The organism is Paenibacillus oceani (genome assembly GCF_014705615.1).
In the GTDB taxonomy this organism is placed as follows: domain Bacteria; phylum Bacillota; class Bacilli; order Paenibacillales; family NBRC-103111; genus Paenibacillus_AB; species Paenibacillus_AB oceani.
This window is the reverse complement of sequence record NZ_JACXJA010000043.1, coordinates 1-17897: the sequence shown is the minus strand read 5'-3', so window position 1 is coordinate 17897 and position 17897 is coordinate 1. Positions and strand designations below refer to the sequence as shown.

The window sequence follows — 17897 nt, the reverse complement described above, 5'->3', positions numbered from 1 at the left end:
TTCGGGCGACTAAAAAGCTGGGATCGTTCATAATTAATTGCTCGCCGGTCGCCGCTGTAGCTCCAAAGTCGTGCCCTCCGGCAGCCAGCGCCGGTCGGCGACTTTTTCTGCAACGGCTGGTTCGAGCGCAGCAACGTCAATTCGTTGCCGGTGGCGGTTAATCCGGCCGGAGGAATGAATGGCTACTGGGAGATGCCGTTCCGGAAGTCGGCGACGATCACGATGGAGAATCGAAGCGATAAGGAGCAGGTGCTCTACTTCCAGATCGACTATACGCTGACCGAGGTGCCGGACGATGCTGCGTACTTCCATGCGCGGTGGCGCCGCAGCAACCCGCTCCCGTACAAAGACGTTCATACGCTGCTGGACGGCGTGCGAGGGCACGGGCATTACGTCGGCACGTATCTCGCCTGGCAGTCGAACAATAACGGCTGGTTCGGCGAAGGGGAGATCAAGTTTTATATGGACGGCGATACCGAATTCCCGACGATCTGCGGTACGGGGACGGAGGATTATTTCGGCGGTGCGTGGAACTGGGAACAGCCCAAAGACGAATACGGCACCTACTCGACTTCATTTCTCGGCATGCACCAGGTCGTCAAGCCGGACGGCTTGTACCGCAGCCAGCAGCGGTTCGGCATGTACCGCTGGCATGTGATGGACCCGATCCGGTTCGAGCAGGAGCTGCGGGTCACGATTCAGGCGCTGGGCTGGCGGTCGGAGGGCCGGTATTTGCCGCTGCAGGACGATATCGCCTCGACGGCTTACTGGTACCAGGCGGAGCCTCACGTCCCTTGGGAACCGCTGCCTTCGAAGGATGAGCTGGAAGCGATATAAAGGGTAGATCGCGGGCGGCATGCCGTCCAGGCTATAAAGAATCGACAAAGCGTCAGGCGTACGGGAGCCTGGCGCTTTTATATGTTTCAATCAAACATTTTGTATCTAGGCATCCGGCGGATCGTGTAGTAGAGTAGAACATGAATACGCAGGCGGACCGCTATCGCCGACTGCACGATACCGCCCTATACAGGTGCAGGAGAAGGGGAATGGACAAGTTATGACCATGGTAAAGTATTGCGCCAGTTGCGGAAGCAATCTGGAAGTAAGAGTGATCGACGGCGAAGAACGGCAGGCTTGCCCGAATTGTTCATTTGTGCATTGGGGTTCTTATAGCGTCGGAGTCGGAGCGCTGGTCGTGCGCGACGGGAAGATGCTGCTCGTCCGCCGGGCGCAGGAGCCGGGCAAAGGCTACTGGACCAATCCGGGCGGCTACATCGAACAGCACGAGCCGATCCACAGCACGATCGAGCGCGAGGTGAAGGAGGAGGCGGGCGTGGAAGCCCGGACCGTAGGCATCGTCGCCGTGCGCGACCAGCCCCGGGATATTCATAACGTCTACATCGCCTTCGAGATGGAATACGTGAGCGGCGAGCCTGTGCCGGACCAGTTCGAGGTTGATGGAGCCGGATTTTTCAGTCCGGAGGAGATCGCCGGGATGAACGTCGCTCCTTTTACAAAATGGCTGGCGGATATCGCCTTTAACGGCCAAACCGGCGGGCTGGAGAAGGATGACGAGAACGAGCTGCAATTCCGTCATGCCGGGCTGTTCAAGGTGCCGACACTGGCAAGCCGGTAATAACGCGTGTAAAAGCGGCAGGCTGCGGTTAATCGTGAAGGCACGATCGGCGCAGTCTGCTCGTCATATCAGATCCCAGCAGCCCGACTGGTCGTCCAGCGCGCGCAGCTTCACGGAGCGGGCGTATTCGGTCGGCGTCATGTTCGTCATTTTCTTAAACTGCCGCGAGAAATAATGGATGCTGCTGTATCCGAGCATCTCGGCGATTTCCGTGTAATTGTGCCGTTCGTCGCGGATGAGCACCTTCGCCCGTTCGATCTTCAACTGGTTGAACGTCTCCAGCACGCCTTGCCCCGTCTGCTGCTTCAGGGCGGTTTTCAGATTCGTCCGGCTGATCTGGAATTTCCGGCACAGCTCCTCGACCGTCAAATCCTCGGACATGTTCGCTTTCATATATTCCACGATATCCGTAGCGATCTCCAGCTCTTTATTTTCCTTCACGGCCGATACCGGCTTCAGCTTCTCCGGAGCGGGAGACACCTGCTTGCGGCGGATCAGATGAATAAGCAGATTTTCCAGATGGTTGCGGATCAGCTGCTCGCTGCCGAACGGAGCGCCTTCCCGTCGATTCAGCTTGCGCATGCGCGGCGAGTCGATCGGCGGATCGAACGATTCCAGGCCGGCCTTCACGAGGCTGGAGAAGATGCTCCGCTCCTTCTCGTCGAGGCGGAACACCCGGCTGTCGGCGAAGTAGTCCATGGCCGGGCTGTCGCATTCGAACGTAAGAATGATGACATTCGGCGTCGATTTTAGCGCAGCGCCTCCGCGGTGGAATTCGTTCGGACCGTAGAAGACGAGGTCGCCCTGCTCCAGATGAAAAGGAGCCCCGTCTACCGTAACGTCCCATTCCCCTTTGTCCACATACACGATTTCCCAGAAGTCGTGCCGCTCTCCTTCGAAGAAGTAGTCTTTCGGCATCTCCCTGTAAAAAAAAGTGATCAGTCTCCGTACCGCCAAATCCTCGCGCAGTTCGAACTTCACGTAACTCAAGCGGCTCTTCTCCTTTCGAGACAAATCCAAGGGACTATCGATGAATCTCTGATAATATCTTATAGCGAAATGGTAGGGTTGACAAATAAAATGGAAAAAAATCGTGGTTCCTCGGCGAAATTCGTGTTAATATGTTAAAAAGAAACATATAAATGTTTGATATAAACATTTGTTTCACTCCAAATTCACATCTCGTTTCCTATAATAGGGAAAAGAGACGCATCTTAGACTAGCCTGACGGATTGTCCGATAGAACCGACTACCATTAATAGGAGGAGTCCGTATGGGATTGCTGCGTTTTGTTGTCGTTGGAACAGGGTGGGTAGCTGGAGAGTATTTGAAAGCGATTTCGTCGAGATCCGATGCGGAAGTGGCGACTGTGGTCAGCCGGAACACGGAACATGCGAAAGCCAAGCTTGCGTCTATGGGCATTCAGGCGCGCGTGACCGACAATTTCGAGGAAGCGGTCAAAGATTCGAGCGTCGACGCGGTCGTGCTCTGCTCCACGCCGGATTCGAGACCGGAGCAGGCGGTGATCGCCGCCCGTTACGGCAAGCACCTCGTGATGGAGAAGCCGCTTGCGATGGACCGTGCCGGTTTATGGAGCATGGCGGAGGCGATCGAGAAAAATCCGGTGAAGACGGCGGTCAGCTTCGTACTCCGATGGAACCCGTCGTTTACGAACACGAAATCGCTTATCGACGACGATGCGATCGGCCGCGTCTACATGGCACAGGTTGATTACTGGCATCATGTCGGTCCGAAATATGTGCAGTACAAGTGGAGCAAGACGAAGGCGCAAGGCGGCAGCAGCATGCTGTCGGCGGGCTGCCATGCCGTCGACGCGGTCCGTTTCTTCGCCGGGGACATTACCGAGGTGACGGCCTACGGCTGCCGCACATGGGCGGATTCGGAGTATGAGTTCGACCCGAACGCGATTGCCATCCTCAAGCTGAAGAACGGGGGCATCGGCAAAGTGTCGTCGTCGCTCGAATGCAAGACGCCGTACAAGTTCAACGTCCATCTGCTCGGCGAGAAGGGGGCGATTATGAACAACCAGCTGTTCACGCACAAGCTGCCTGGACAAACCGATTACGCCACGATCCCTACGATTTTGCCAGACAGCGGAGACGTTTCGCACCATCCGTTCACCGATGAGATCGACGACTTCGTGCAGGCGGTACGCAACAATACGGCTACGAAATGCGAATTTGCCGACGCCTACAAGTCGATGGAAGTCAGCTTTGCGATCGACGAGTCGATCGAGACCGGCAAAAGCGTCATATTGCCATTGGCAAGATAACTATATACGGTAGGAAAGGCTGGAGAGAATCCATGAGTGTAAAAATCGGAATGATCGGCGCGGGCGGCATTGCCCGGAGTCACTTGAGCAAGCTGCAAAAAATCGAGCAGGCCACCATCGTCAGCATCTATGACGTGAACCGGGACAGCGCCGTACAGGCGGCCGAGTCGGTTGGGGCCCGCGCGGCGGACGACGTCGATTCGCTGCTGAATCCGAACGAGATCGATGCCGTATTTATTTGCACGCCGCAATTCGCCAGAGACGATCTGGAGGAGCGGGCGGCGAGAAAAGGGATTCACGTTTTCGTGGAAAAACCGCTCGGTCTTGATCTGGAGACGGTGCAGCGCAAGGAGAAGGCGATTGCCGAATCGGGCATTATTCATTCCGTCGGTTATTGTTTGCGATACTTTGATACGGTGCTTAAGGCGAAGGAATATTTGCAGGGACGGACGATCCATCTCGTGCAGGCGCAGCGCTTCGGCACGACGCATCCGGCGCTCTGGTGGAGAACGCAGAGCATGTCCGGCGGCCATCTGGCCGACGCCGTGACGCATCAGGTCGACATGGTGCGGTTTCTGGCCGGCGATTACCGGGACGTGACCGCCCAGTTCGGCAGCAATTCGATTGCCGGCGTATTCCCCGACGCTACGATTGCGGACGCCGGCGCCGTTACGTTTTCGCTGAAGAGCGGTGCGGTCGGGACGATTACCGAGTCGTGCGTATCGCCGTATCACGGCGGATCGGAAGTTAAGTTTTTCGGCCCCGACTTCTTCGTTCATTTGACCGGGAACGGGAAAACGTTAACGATCGCCGATAAGGAAGAGAAGGTGACGCTTACGTCGACGCAAGATCCGAGCCTCGAGCAGGATAAAGCGTTCGTCGAGGCCGTTGCAACCGGCTCGCGCGAGCCGATTTTGTGCGGCTACGCGGACGGCATGCAGACGCTGGCGTTTTCGCTGGCGGCCCATCGCGCTGCGGAGTTAGGCTCGAAAGTGACGCTGTAACACTGCGATGCTATCATGACGAGGCGCTGCTGGAGACTGCGCCCGCGTGCGGCTGCGGCTGAAGCTGAAGCGCAGGCTGTGAAGCAGGCTAAGCTTAGGCTGCGCCGTGCGTATCCAGTGCGGCGTGACGAACAGAAGAACCATCCGGCCCGTTTGTTAGACGGGAGGGATGGTTCTTTGTTTTTTAATGATTCAGAGCCCCGTCCAGTCGCATCAGCTCTTATCTCCAACGAACCCCCGACTCTGTCCAACCTTTGGCGCACATCCAGTCCCATTTGGCGTAATAAGGGATGTTTGAGACTCGTATTACTCCAAAATCTCCGTTCTGACCGAAATAGGAGATGCCGGAGGCCCTTATTTCCTCGACTAATCGCGATTTCCGGCCAAACCGACAAAATAAGGGGTGCCAAAGACTTCTATTTCCTCAAAAGTTGTGTTTGTGACCAAAATAAGACGTGCTGGCAGCTCTTATCTCTAACGTCCCCCCGACTCCGTGCTGGGAGCACATACTCATTACTCAACGTAATCGCCTAACGACCTTCGACTCCGTGTCGGAACGAACGCCACCTAGCGGACATCACCCAGCGAGCACCACCCTGCTACACTACCAGGCATCCATCACCCGGTATACAACACCACGCATACGTCACTAGGCACACACCACCAGGTATACATCACCCGGCAAAGACTGGGCATACATCACCCGCCGGATGTCGTCCACCAAAGCGACGTTGATCACCTTTACCGATTGTCGACTTTCTCCGGGTACAGGTCATGGTTCAGCAGCCGGTGCTCCGCCATATGCTCATACTTCGTGCCGGGGCGTCCCCAGTTGCAGTACGGGTCGATGGAGATGCCGCCTCTTGGCGTGAATTTGCCCCATACCTCGATATACCTCGGCTCCATCAACGCGATTAGGTCGTTCATGATGATGTTGATGCAATCTTCGTGGAAATCGCCGTGATTGCGGAAGCTGAACAAATACAGCTTTAGCGACTTGCTCTCCACCATGCGGCGGTCCGGGATGTAGGAGATATACAGTGTCGCGAAATCCGGCTGGCCGGTCATCGGACACAGACTCGTAAATTCGGGGCAGTTGAATTTGACGAAATAGTCGCGCCCCGGATGTTTGTTATCGAAGGCTTCCAAAATATTGGGCGAATAGCCGAACCGGTAGTCGGTTCCCTGATTGCCGAGCTGCGTGATGCCCTGAAGTTCGTCTTCCGTTCTTCCTGCCATGCGTACGCCTCCTCAAACCCCTTTTTTATTGCCCCAAACCCAGGTGTGAAGCTGGGGGAGCACATGAACTTGCTTGAGCCCGTTATGTTCCATTACCCGATCGATCAGCCAGCGGTACCGTTCCAGCAAATACGGGAGGAGCCGTTCCGGCTCGGCTTCCTTCAACTGATCGTTGCCCGCCTGCACATAAAACGGAATTTGCGGATACCGTTCATGCACGCCCGCCGCATAGTGCAAGTCCACGTCGTCGAATATGACGATTTTCAAACTGAAGAGCCGCTGCTTCTCCGTTAATTTGGCGACGATGTCATCCAGCGCCGTCCAATCAGTCTCCATGCGGGAGCTGGGCGGCTTCGGCGAAATCGTCAAGTCGTCGATGCTCCAAAACCAGTCCTGCCACCTGCTGCCCTGAGTCTCCAGCGCCACACGGATTCCGCGTTCGCGGAGCAGTCCGATCAGCCCGGCGAGCTGGGGCAGCAAGGCGGGATTGCCGCCGGAGATCGTCACATGTCCGAACGTTTCGCCGCCGATCCGCCGAAGCTCTTCGCCAATTTCGTGCGGGGTCATCGGACGAATATCTGCATTGCCGCTCCCGTCCCAAGTAAAAGCCGAGTCGCACCAAACACAGCTGTAGTCGCATCCGGCGGTGCGGACGAACATCGTCTTGTGCCCGATCACGCTGCCCTCGCCCTGGACCGTAGGACCGAAGATTTCGATAACGGGGATGCGCCGCCCCTCCGTTCTATCCGGGCTCTTATTCATGGGCGGACACTGCTTTCGGCCGGTAGATGCAGTAGCTGGTCGGGGTTTCCCGCAAATACACCTGGAGGCAGCGGGCGCCATTGCCCATCCCGTCCAAATAACGCTGCACGATCTCGCAAATGGTGCGCGCGACGACCTCCGTCGTCGGAAACCGGTTCGAATCGTCGCTGCTAAAGCTCTCGGCGTCCTCGTTCAGCACGGAATGATCGAACCTGTCGTGAATGAGCTGCTTCAACTTGGAGAAATTGACCAGGAACCCGGCCGAATCAAGCGTATCTCCGGCAATCGTAATGTTCGCGAAATAAGTATGGCCGTGCAGCTTCCGGCATCGCCCCGCCTCATCCGCCGGAATGTAGTGCGCCGCCGCAAACTGCATATCTTTATTCAATTCGTAAATATAGGAATGGTTCGCTGCGGGATACATTTGCTGGATCATCGGGAGGCGCCCTCCCGTCCCTGTTTGATCAAAAATTCGTTTAGCCCGTTTCTGCGCAGTGTACAAGCCGGACAGTTCCCGCAGCCATCAGCCACGATGCCGTTGTAGCACGTCAGCGTCCGCTGTCTGACAAACTCCAGGACGCCGAGCCGGTCGGCCAGCTCCCAGGTCTGCGCTTTGTTCAGCCACATAAGCGGGGTTTCGATTACAAACGGATAGTCCATGGCCAGATGGAGAGTTACGCCGAGCGATTTGATAAAAACGTCCCGGCAATCCGGATAACCGCTAAAGTCGGTTTCGCATACGCCGGTCACGATATGCCTCGCTCCGATCTGCTTGGCAAGGATGGCGGCGAACGAAAGAAACAGCAGATTGCGCCCGTCCACGAACGTGGTCGGCAGCGAGCCTTCCTGCTGCTCGATCGCGATATCGTCCCGGGTCAGCGCATTCGGGGCCAACTGACCGAGCAAGCTCATCTCGATAACATGATGTCTGACGTTTTGCTCTTTCGCGATCGCGGCGGCAACCTCTACCTCCAGCTTGTGCCGCTGGCCGTAATCGAACGTGACGGCTTCCACCTCGCCGAACCGCTCCAACGCCCAGAACAGGCAGGTCGTACTGTCTTGTCCGCCGCTGAATACGACAACGGCTTTCGAATGATTCATTCGAGCATCTCCCTCTCTGATTCGAGAAGAACGAGATCCGTGCAAAGTTTCCCTGAACTAAAGAAACGGCGCGAACACGGCTTAGCCGATTCGCACCGAACGCAAAAACGACGATACCTGAACGGGGCCATCGTTTCCGGATAGTTTTTTATAGAGGGAGTTCGCGAACCTCTCCCGGGGCTCCCGCCGCTTGCAGCAGAATATCCGACCGGAATTCTTCTTTAGTTTTTCTCACGTACTATAGCACAGAAGCGTGCAGAAGGGAATAGGGGGCTTTTGGATGGCGGTTCCGGATCGCTTGCGGAACATCCTTCATGCTTGGAAGCAAGGGGATAAGACGCCCGAAATCCCCTGCAAACAAACAGACGCCTCCATCCCCGCATACCCGCGGTTTTGGAAGCGTCTTTGCCTATCATCAGGACCGGCCCGTTCGCCGATTGTCGGTCTGGAACTGCCCTTTGCAGGTTTTTCGCGTCCGCGCAGGCCGCTAGGCACGGGCCTGCTTCGCGTCTTACTCCGCCTCCGCCCATTGCTTCAGCGTCAAGTAGTCGGGTTTGCCGCTCCCCAGTACCGGGAGCTTGTCGAAGAACCGGAGCTGGGACGGAAGCAGCAGCGGCGAGCCGCCAAGCGCCCGGGCTTTCTCCTTCAGCGCGCCGATCGTCAGATCCGGCGACGTGTGGAACAGCACGATCCGCTCGCCTTTGCGCGAATCGGGGACGCTGACGGCGGCGGCTGCCAGATCGGGGAAGCAGGAAGCGACCATCTCCTCGACAGCGCCCAGCGACACCATCTCTCCGGCGATTTTGGCGAACCGTTTGCGGCGGGACAAGACGGTCACATAACCGTCCGCATCGATATCGACGACATCGCCGCAGTCATACCAGTCCGGACAAGGGACGAACCCTTGGTCGTGCAGCAAATATCCTTTCATCACGTTCGGGCCGCGAACGTGCAGGTTGCCGCCGTCGATGCCCGGAATTTTCTCCAGCAGGCACTCGATTCCAGGCAGCAGGCGTCCGACCGATCCCCGCTTGAACGCCATCGGCGTAATCAGCGCCAGTACCGGCGCGGTTTCGGTCGTGCCGTAGCCCTCGAGGATACGGATGCCGAATTTGTCGTACCACAGCTGGCGGACGTCGTCCTTCAGCTTCTCCGCACCGGCTACCACATACCGCAGCGAGTAGAAATCGTACGGATGCGCGGATTTGCCGTAAGCGGCAAGAAACGTCGAAGTGCCGAACAGGATCGTCGAATTGCTCGTATACACCAGCTCCGGGATCACTTTGTAGTGGAGCGGGCTCGGGTACAGAAACAGCTTTATTCCGCTGAGTAGCGGAAGCATCGTACCTGCGGTCAAGCCGAATGAGTGAAACATCGGCATGGCGTTAAATACTTTATCCTTCGACGTAAAGTCGATGACCGAGCGGGCCTGCTGAATGTTGGCAAACAGATTGCGATGGCCAAGCACGACACCCTTCGGCTTGCTTTCGCTGCCCGATGTGAACAGGATGACCTCGTTCGGTCCGGGAGCGGCTTTTGCACGGAAAGTGTAATCGGCCAACCCACGCAGCTTGTCGCCCTTCGTAACGGTACTTCTCAAGTCTTCCAGATACAAGACGGTGAAGCGTTCCTCGAACAGCTCGATCAGCGGCTGGAGCTTCGCTTTCTCCACGAATTGGCGCGACGTTAGCACCGTCCGGACCGACGCGGTCTCGCACGCTTCCGCCAGCTGCTGGGGGCCGTTCGAGAAATTCAGGATGGCCGGCGTTTTGCCAATCCGGATCAGCGAGAACAATGCGACGACGTGTCCGCAAGCGTTCGGCATCAGAAGCGCTACGTTCGCATCGTCCTTCAGCAAGGGGGCCAGCTTGCGCCCCAGCACATGCGACGCGAGCAGCAGCTTCTTGTAGCTGAGCAGCTGAGTGGCGTCCTCGCAGGCTGGAAACCCGCTGCCATGCCTTGCGGCCGCCGCTGTCAGCTCGTCGAACAGATTCACTTCCGGCTTCATCCGGCTGTTGAACAGCTCCTGCTGCAGCAGCCGGCCGATTTGTCCGGCAGCCTGCTCCTTTTGGATTTTGACAGACTGTTCGGGGTCGGAAGCGATTCGATACGCTTTGCCGACGGTGATGGCGACCGGCGGGAGCAGGCGGCGTTTGACCAACCCTTTCAAATACGACAGGTTGGACTGCTCCAGTCCGTTTATGGCGACAGGGTGAATCGGGACCCCTGTTTTCAAGGCGATATACCCAACGCCTCCGTACATCTTCATCAGTCCGCCCGTAGTCGTAATCCGGCCTTCCGGAAAAACGACAAGCGGCGAGCCTTTCTGCACCACTTTGATCATATGGCGGACCGAATATGGATTGAGCGGATCAACCGTAACGATATTGCAAAACCGCAGCAGCGGGGCGAATCGTTTGGCGATCTGTGTGTTCACGACGAACACGACGTCGCGGGGCAAAGCGAGCATTAAAAATACGCCGTCCAGAAGCGAGACGTGATTCGGCAGAAGCAGCGCGGGTTTCGAGGAATCCAACTGCTCCAGTCCGCGGAATCGTACCCGGAACAGACGGAACAGGACGAAGCGAAGTAAAGTGAATGCCACCTTCACGGTGATCATCTCCTCCAATATGGCGGCGGTTGTGCCGCTTTCCAGGTTGGGTCTTTTTATGACCTGGTCTTAATATTATTGTACGTGAATTTATCCGATTGGAAAGTACTAGATTCGAGTAGTACCGGGAATGTATGTTCGAGTACATCGCCATTACTTTCCGTATCCGAGAAACAATCGCTTTTACAACGCGATTTATTTTGCTCCTCCGGCTTTGTGTTGATCTTTTACCGTAATGGAACCTCTGCTATGATGATAGGAACGATTTTATCGCGAAGCGAGGGAATAGGATGCATATCGTGAGCAAATGGGAGCATAGTCATTTTTTATTTCAGTATAAAACGACGAGGGACGAGTTTCCCCAGTCCGTCGAATATTTCCATACCCATCAACAGATCGAAATTTTGTACGTGTATGAAGGCAGCGGTCATGTCATCCTCGACGATCGCTTTTATGCGGTCAGTCCCCGAACGCTTTTGCTCTTTAAGCCGTTCCAGCTTCATTATATTCATATGGATATTCCGCCAAAATACAGCAGTACGCTGTTTAAGGTAAGCCCCGCCTTCATGGATCGGTGCGCGCTATACTTCCCCCGCTGCTTCGACATGGTAAGCGATTTCCTCAATCGCAGCGACCGTCGGCAAATTTTTCGATTGAATGGAAGCCAGCATGACCAGCTCGAGGAGCGCTTCCGGAGCTTGGATGGAGTTTTGCGTGCGAGCCCGCGCAATTTGCATGAAGAAGCCGTTATTTTATTTGCCCTGCACTTTTTCATCGACTTCATGACACAGATGGCCCCGACTGCGGATGCCGGCAAGCCGATCAAGCCGCTGCGCAAATCGCAGCGCGTCAACGAAGTGTTGAAATGGGTCGATGCGCATTACAAGGAACGGTTTACCTTGGAGAAGCTGGCCGACGACTTGCATTTTTCGGCAACGTATATATCCAAACTGTTCCGTCAGCAGATCGGCAAAAGCATTTCCGAATATGTGACTGAAAAAAGACTGGAGCAGGCGCGGATCCTGCTGCAAACCGAAAGCTTGTCCGTCGAGGAAATCGGCGAAGAAACAGGTTTTAACTCGCCATCTTATTTCATCCGGATGTTTAAGCAAAAGTTCGGAGTCCCTCCTCACCAGTACAGGTTGAATGCGGCGCAGATGTACGCGTCCACAGAATAACCGGAAATTACAATTTTTTTGCAGGTTTGTGTTATTGGGGCTGGTGTATGCTTAAGCTGCAATAAAGTTCCGAAAGCGAGGGGAACAGGCTCGCAAGCAAAGGGACGGGTCGAATCAGGCGGCGAACGGGGACGTTCGGCTTAGTAGGAGGGGATAAGCTGACAAATATGTAATCGCTAACATTATAAGAATAAGATTATTTTTACATCAAGCTAGCCCTATTTCATATTTTGAGGGGAGTAAATCCATGAAACGAACGACACTGATCGGTGTTCTTATGACCTCGATGGCTGTGGCCGGGTGCGGAAACGAGAGTACAAACGATGCCGAAGGCAGCACGAAACCCATATCGGTCGACAAGCCGAGGGAGCCTGTCGAGCTGAAAATTGTCCCGTATTGGCTCGTAATGAGCGATGAGGAATACGAGGAGCTGCTGTTTCAGCCTCTGAAGGCGAAATACCCTCACATTACGATGAAGGTTGATCGGACCGATCCGGTCAAGCTGGCCGCTAGCGGAGAATTTCCGGATATTTACTATGTCGCGAACGTCAGATACAGCACGTTCAAAGATTTGGATATCCCGTATGATATGAGCCCGATGGTCAAAAACAAGGCGAATCCGATCGATTTGAATTCATTCTCCAAACCGAATATTGATTGGGTCGTCGAATTGGGAGCCAATGGAGAAGTATACGGAGTTCCTTTCGACTTGAATCATCTGGCGTTGTTTTACAACAAAGATATTTTCGACAAAAGAGGAGTGCCGTATCCGAAAGACGGGATGACCTGGGAGGACATGATCGATTTGTCGAGAAAGCTCACTTTCGTCGACGGAGGCGTCCAATACCGCGGTTTTCTTCCGCCCGCTCCGAATGTGTTGTCCGGCACGAAAACTATGCCCGTCCTCGATCATGCGACCCAAAAAGCGCTGATCAATTCTAGCGGTTTCAAATCGATTTTGGAGCTCATCAAGCCGTTTTATGAAATACCCGGCATAGTCGTAGACAACCAATACCCGATCAAGGGCGCGGACTTCCTGAATGATCAGAACGTAGCGATGATGACAGGCTGGATGACGGATGTGGCGAGCAAGATGCAGACTAACAACATCAAAATCAATTACGATATCGTCGGGGTTCCATCGTTTCAGGATTTGCCCGGTGTCACGATCCATCCGGGAGCCAAGATGATGGGCATATCGAAGACGAGCAAGCATAAGGAAGACGCCTACCTGGCGATTCAGTTTTTCACCTCGCCGGAAGTCCAGCAAAAAATGAATCGCAAAGGCCGATTAACCGTCTTGGCTGATGAAAGCATACGCCAACAGTTCGGTGCCGATGTAGAGGTGCTGAAAGGGAAAAATGTGGCAGGCGCCTTGAAAGTAAAGCCGGCCAAAATGATTCCGCCGCATAAATACAATTCGCTCGTAGACAGCAAATTAAATGCGGTTGTCGCCGATTTGGCAAAGGGAACGAAAGATATTAATACACTGCTGAGAGAAGCGGAAGAAACCGCGAACAAAGAAATCGAACAAGCAGAATCGGTCCGCAAAAAATAACGATTTCGGTCGGGGTGACAAGGATGGGAAACCAACAAATGGTGCCGACGTATTGGAAAAGCAGTCTGGAACATGTCGAACAAACAATAGCCGAGGTCAGCCGCGGACAAGTGGATGTATTCGCCCGATCCGCCGGGGGCAGAGACATCTATGCCGTTTATTACGGGGAACAGCAAAACTTCAACAGGAAGGCGAACTACAACTCGGCATGCGGGGCCGGCGATGTTTCGGCTTATGCGCAAAAAGACGGAGCTGCAAAGCCTGTCATAGCCATCGTGGGGGGGATTCACGGAGGCGAGCTGGAAGGCGTCTCTGCCGTGTTAAATTTGATCCGGCTGCTCGAAACGGGCGCCGATTACGGCGGAGAACGAAACGATTATTTGCTTCATTGCGTCGACCGATTCCGGCTCATCCTCATTCCGTGCATGAATCCCGACGGCCGGGCGCGGGTCCCATTCGACACTCTTGTCGGCAAAACGCTGCAGGAACTGCGCTACTTCGTGCAAGGGACGTGGAAGGACGGTACGCTGTGCGGCTGGCCGGGCTGCAAGACCGTTCACCCGATCATTGACGCTGCCGATCATATGGGCGGATATTTCAACGATAACGGCGTTAATTTGATGCACGACAACTTCTTCTCGCCAATGGCGGAAGAAACGAAACGGCTGATGGAGCTGATCGACCGGGAAGCGGCCGATGCGATAGCGCTTCTTCACGGCGGCGCCAATTCGACCAATCATATTATTCCGACAGCCTTTATTCCGCCTGTTATGGAACGGAAGCAAAATCGTTTTATCGATAAAGTGAACGCGGCGTATGAAGCGAAAGGAATCCGATTCCGCCCGCTGTACGGCAACGGAATCGCTCCGGGCGACTGTCCCCCTTCGTTTAATCTGACCTCTGCTTTGCATCATGTGAGCGGCGGGCTGTCGATCACCTTCGAATCGAATATGGGGCTCGACGCACCGGGCGAAGTATACACATACAAGCAAATTTCGGAAGGACACGTTATTTTGTTCGAGCAGCTGCTTCAATTCATGGAGGATCAATAATCGTTGCAAGTCCACGAAAAAACCGTCCGGCAAGTGCGTCCGGACGGTTTTTTCGTGCGCACCCGTTAGTCAGGTTAGCCCGCAAGATAAGGGTTTCCGCCGTTCGGGCATCTTAATCGGGTTTGCGAGCGCTTTGCCGATGCGAAAAACTAACCTTTCAACACGCCGGTCCGCTTGCCGACCGCAACGATTTTCTCCACTGCGAACGACAAATCGTCCTTCGTATGGGCGGCGGTCACGATGCAGCGAACGCGGCCTTTGTCCATCGCCACCGTCGGGTACACGATGCCCTGGGCGTAGATCCCTTCCTCCATCAGCTGCCGCGAGAAGTCCGCTGTTTGATCCGGCTGGCCGATCAGGACAGGGATAATCGGCGTCTCGCTGCCGCCGGTATCGAAGCCTTCCTCCTGCAGACGCGTCCGGAAAAAGGTCGCGTTGTCCCACAGCCGGTCGATCAGCGGCTGGCTTTTGCGCAGCAGCCGGATCGCGGCGAGACAGGCGGCGGCGACTGCTGGCGGATGCGAGGTGCTGAACAGAAACGGCCGCCCTTTATGAACGAGGAAACGTTTCAGCACATCGGCTCCGGCCACGTACCCGCCGACGACTCCGACGGCTTTGGACAAGGTGCCGACTTGAACGTGCACGCGACCGTGCAAGTTGAAATGGTCGGTAGAGCCTTTGCCGTTCCGGCCGAGCACGCCGCTCGCATGCGCATCGTCCACGTATACGTAGGCGCCGTATGCTTCCGCCAGCTCGACGATGGCGGGCAAGGGGGCGATATCGCCGTCCATGCTGAATACGCCGTCGGTTACGATAAACGTGCGCTTGCGCCCTCCGTTTTCCTTCAGCAGTTGCTCGAGCCGGTCCATATCTTTGTGCGGATAAATCGCCCGGGCCGCTTTGGTCAGCCGGATGCCGTCGATAATGCTGGCATGGTTCAGCTCGTCGCTGATCACGAGTTCGTCCGGCCCGAGCAGGGAGGATAAAGCGCCCTGGTTCGTTGTGAAGCCCGACTGGAATACAAGCGCCGCTTCCGTTCCTTTAAAATCGGCGAGCTCGCGCTCCAGCTCGTCGTGTATGTCCAGCGTTCCGGTAATCGTCCGGACCGATCCGCTTCCCGCGCCATACCGGTTAATCGCTTCGATCGCCGCCGCTTGAATGTCCGGATGCCCGGTGAAGCCTAAGTAATTGTTGGACGACAGCTGAAGCAGCTTGCGTCCGCCCGTCTCCATCCACGGCCCCGATGCGCTGGTCCATACGGTCGGAAGCCGGTACATGCCTTCCTTGCGGAGCCGCTCCAGCTCTTCGTTTAAATAATCAAATGTCGATGTCGGCATAGGTGGAATCTCCCCTCGTCATAGAAATCGGTTAGGCATGCATAAAGATTACTTTGCCGCAGTTGCCGCTGCGTACGAGCTCAAACGCTTCCTCGTACTGCTCCAGGCGGAACCGGTGCGTGATAAGCGGCGACAAGTCGAGCCGGCCGCTTTCCAGCAGCCCCTTGACCTGGTACCAGGTCGTATACATCCGGCGGCCGGTTATGCCGTCCAGCCGCAGCCCTTTGAAAATGATGTTCCGGGCCAAATCCAGCTCCACGCCGGATGCCGGTATGCCGAGCAGGGAGACCCGTCCGGCATTGGCCGTACCTTCCAGCCCTTGACGGATGGCGTCGGGATGGCCGGACATTTCCAGCAGCACCTCGACGCCGTCGCCCCCGGTTAACGCTTTCAACTGGTCCGCCAGCGATTCCGTGCGGCTGTTCACGACGTGGTCCGCCCCCATCGTTTTCGCCATATGCAGCCGGAAGTCGTTAATATCCGCCGCGATGACTTGAGAAGCCCCGCACGCTTTGGCTACGGCCACCGCCATCAAACCGATGGGCCCCGCTCCGACGACGGCTGCGCTTTTACCGGAAATTTCGCCGGCCAGCACCGATTGCACCGCGTTGCCTAACGGATCTTGCAGACAAGCCAGCTCAAAGGGCAGGCTCGGATCGTTAAGTACGATGTTGGACGCAGGCACGACGGCATATTCCGCGAAGCAGCCCGGAATCGTAATGCCGAAGCTGCGCGTATGCGGACAGACGTGCGCATTCCCGCTGCGGCAGGCGCGGCATACGCCGCACACAACATGGCCTTCGGCCGATACGTGGTCGCCCGGCTTTACGCTCGATACGTTCTCGCCGACGGCCTCCACGATCCCGGCAAATTCATGGCCGATCACATTCGGCGTCGCGACAGCGCTTTCCGCCCAAGCGTCCCATTTGTAAATATGGAGGTCCGTTCCGCATATGGAAGACGATCGGACTTTAATCAACACCTCGTCCGGACCGGCCGTCGGAATCGGAACCTGTTTCAAGCTTAACCCGGAGGCGCGATTCTCCTTCACTAATGCCTGCATAGTTGCCCCCATGTCCATTCCTCCAAAAGTAGATATAATATAACGCACTTGTGTATGCTATAGTATACATGGTTCAGGTTTGGCTAGCAATGGTCTTTTCAATATATTAATTATTTTGTACAATATAATATACGATTATTCTGAAAAAAAGGAGACCCTATCCAATGGACCATATTCCGATTAAAGTAGGCAAAAACTTAAAATCGATCCGCAAGTCGCGGGATCTCAGTCTGGATAAATTGGCGGAGCTGACCGGAGTCAGTAAAGCGATGCTGGCCCAGGTGGAGCGGGGCGACTCCAACCCGACGATCTCCCTGCTGTGGAAAATCGCCAACGGCCTGCGCATCTCGGTGACGACGCTCATTGCTGAAGAGACGCCGCAGGTGACGCTGGTCCGGTTCGGCGAGCTGGAGCCGATTACGGAGGAAGAGGAAGGGTACAAGGCGTATCCGCTGTTTCCGTTTGATGCGAAAACGCATTTCGAAGTGTATACGGTTACCGTCGAACCGGGCTGCAGCCATCAATCGGAGCCTCACCAGGAAGGCGTGGAGGAATTCGTCATCGTGACGCAGGGGGCGCTGGATTTGCAAATCGGGGACGAAGCGTATGCGGTCGAGCAGGGAGATGCCGTCCGGTTTAATGCGGACCAGGGGCATATTTACGTCAACCGGTCGGACCGTCCGGCCTGGCTTCAAGTTATTATTCGTTATCCGTTCTGATGGGGATGCGTTGTTCTCCGGATATAAGGGCAGTGCGGCTTGAGTTTGCTTCAACGAACGACGGGGCTTCGGCCGGAGGCGGGTTAAGTTTACTAAAACGTTAAAGCAGGGAATTAGACGTGGAAAAGGCTATGTAACCTTCCGCCGCACGGGTCGACCAACCGCCGTTATGCAGCGAAGCCCCGTGCGCTGGGAGCTGCGAGCGGGGCGAAAAAAGTTGCTCGGCCAAGGAGCCGTGTTAAGTTTATCATTAAAACTATAAATGAGCAAAAACGGATACAAAAAAAGACAGTTTGCTAAGCCAGTTTGAACTGCTCACAAACGACATGAAAAGGGATGCCGCT

At 55.5% G+C, this 17897-nt stretch carries 15 protein-coding genes, 1 pseudogene and 1 riboswitch; of the genes and pseudogenes, 8 read left to right on the top strand and 8 right to left on the bottom strand.

Annotation, left to right across the window (positions count from 1 at the left end; all coding sequences use genetic code 11):
• Positions 1 to 99 precede the first annotated feature (99 nt).
• Together IDH45_RS26290 and IDH45_RS26285 are read left to right on the top strand one after the other, a co-directional pair.
• A pseudogene (locus IDH45_RS26290) lies at positions 100 to 837 on the top strand (glycoside hydrolase family 172 protein); the annotation flags it as partial.
• A 220-nt stretch (positions 838 to 1057) separates the two neighbouring features.
• Entirely contained in the window at positions 1058 to 1636 is a 579-nt protein-coding gene (locus IDH45_RS26285) for an NUDIX hydrolase (RefSeq protein WP_190931122.1), read from the top strand.
• 63 nt (positions 1637 to 1699) lie between these two features.
• On the opposite strand, the gene IDH45_RS26280 is transcribed toward IDH45_RS26285, so the two are convergent.
• Positions 1700 to 2617, bottom strand: a complete 918-nt coding sequence (locus IDH45_RS26280) for an AraC family transcriptional regulator (RefSeq protein WP_317891294.1) — start codon at positions 2615 to 2617, stop codon at positions 1700 to 1702.
• 292 nt (positions 2618 to 2909) lie between these two features.
• Here IDH45_RS26280 and IDH45_RS26275 point away from each other — a divergent pair, with 292 nt between their 5' ends.
• A complete protein-coding gene (locus IDH45_RS26275) occupies positions 2910 to 3929 on the top strand; it encodes a Gfo/Idh/MocA family protein (protein ID WP_190931120.1) in 1020 nt (339 codons plus the stop codon).
• A gap of 32 nt (positions 3930 to 3961) precedes the next feature.
• Positions 3962 to 4933 (top strand): Gfo/Idh/MocA family protein, encoded by a 972-nt coding sequence (locus IDH45_RS26270; RefSeq protein WP_190931119.1) that lies wholly within the window; start codon positions 3962 to 3964, stop codon positions 4931 to 4933.
• Between the two features lie 741 nt (positions 4934 to 5674).
• On the opposite strand, the gene queF is transcribed toward IDH45_RS26270, so the two are convergent.
• The 5 genes from queF to IDH45_RS26245 form a co-directional block, all read right to left on the bottom strand.
• Positions 5675 to 6172 carry a preQ(1) synthase gene (gene queF / locus IDH45_RS26265; RefSeq protein WP_190931118.1) on the bottom strand — a complete coding sequence of 166 codons (498 nt, stop codon included), beginning with the start codon at positions 6170 to 6172 and terminating at the stop codon, positions 5675 to 5677.
• A 12-nt stretch (positions 6173 to 6184) separates the two neighbouring features.
• Positions 6185 to 6934: a 7-carboxy-7-deazaguanine synthase QueE gene (gene queE / locus IDH45_RS26260; protein WP_190931117.1), complete on the bottom strand. Its 750-nt coding sequence runs from the start codon at positions 6932 to 6934 to the stop codon at positions 6185 to 6187.
• Positions 6927 to 7370 carry a 6-pyruvoyl trahydropterin synthase family protein gene (locus tag IDH45_RS26255; RefSeq protein ID WP_190931116.1) on the bottom strand — a complete coding sequence of 148 codons (444 nt, stop codon included), beginning with the start codon at positions 7368 to 7370 and terminating at the stop codon, positions 6927 to 6929. The genes queE and IDH45_RS26255 overlap by 8 nt, the downstream gene beginning before the upstream one ends.
• Positions 7367 to 8035 carry a 7-cyano-7-deazaguanine synthase QueC gene (queC, locus tag IDH45_RS26250; protein ID WP_190931115.1) on the bottom strand — a complete coding sequence of 223 codons (669 nt, stop codon included), beginning with the start codon at positions 8033 to 8035 and terminating at the stop codon, positions 7367 to 7369. The genes IDH45_RS26255 and queC overlap by 4 nt, the downstream gene beginning before the upstream one ends.
• Before the next feature lie 134 nt (positions 8036 to 8169).
• A riboswitch (PreQ1 riboswitch) is annotated at positions 8170 to 8213 on the bottom strand.
• Between the two features lie 333 nt (positions 8214 to 8546).
• Positions 8547 to 10646, bottom strand: a complete 2100-nt coding sequence (locus tag IDH45_RS26245) for an AMP-binding protein (RefSeq protein WP_397327109.1) — start codon at positions 10644 to 10646, stop codon at positions 8547 to 8549.
• A 299-nt stretch (positions 10647 to 10945) separates the two neighbouring features.
• Here IDH45_RS26245 and IDH45_RS26240 point away from each other — a divergent pair, with 299 nt between their 5' ends.
• The 3 genes from IDH45_RS26240 to IDH45_RS26230 all read left to right on the top strand — a co-directional run bounded on the left by IDH45_RS26240 (position 10946) and on the right by IDH45_RS26230 (position 14434).
• A complete protein-coding gene (locus IDH45_RS26240; RefSeq protein WP_190931113.1) occupies positions 10946 to 11824 on the top strand; it encodes a helix-turn-helix transcriptional regulator in 879 nt (292 codons plus the stop codon).
• A 247-nt stretch (positions 11825 to 12071) separates the two neighbouring features.
• Positions 12072 to 13382, top strand: coding sequence for an ABC transporter substrate-binding protein (locus tag IDH45_RS26235; protein WP_190931112.1), 1311 nt, complete (start codon positions 12072 to 12074; stop codon positions 13380 to 13382).
• 23 nt (positions 13383 to 13405) lie between these two features.
• A complete protein-coding gene (locus tag IDH45_RS26230; protein WP_190931111.1) occupies positions 13406 to 14434 on the top strand; it encodes a M14 family zinc carboxypeptidase in 1029 nt (342 codons plus the stop codon).
• A 149-nt stretch (positions 14435 to 14583) separates the two neighbouring features.
• Here IDH45_RS26230 and IDH45_RS26225 read toward each other — a convergent pair whose 3' ends face one another.
• Positions 14584 to 15771, bottom strand: a complete 1188-nt coding sequence (locus tag IDH45_RS26225) for a glycine C-acetyltransferase (protein WP_190931110.1) — start codon at positions 15769 to 15771, stop codon at positions 14584 to 14586.
• A 31-nt stretch (positions 15772 to 15802) separates the two neighbouring features.
• On the bottom strand, positions 15803 to 16846 hold the full coding sequence (gene tdh, locus IDH45_RS26220) for an L-threonine 3-dehydrogenase (protein WP_190931109.1): 1044 nt from the start codon (positions 16844 to 16846) through the stop codon (positions 15803 to 15805).
• Between the two features lie 152 nt (positions 16847 to 16998).
• On the opposite strand from tdh, the gene IDH45_RS26215 reads away from it, so the two are divergent.
• Positions 16999 to 17553: a helix-turn-helix domain-containing protein gene (locus IDH45_RS26215; protein WP_190931108.1), complete on the top strand. Its 555-nt coding sequence runs from the start codon at positions 16999 to 17001 to the stop codon at positions 17551 to 17553.
• The last annotated feature ends 344 nt before the right edge of the window (positions 17554 to 17897 follow it).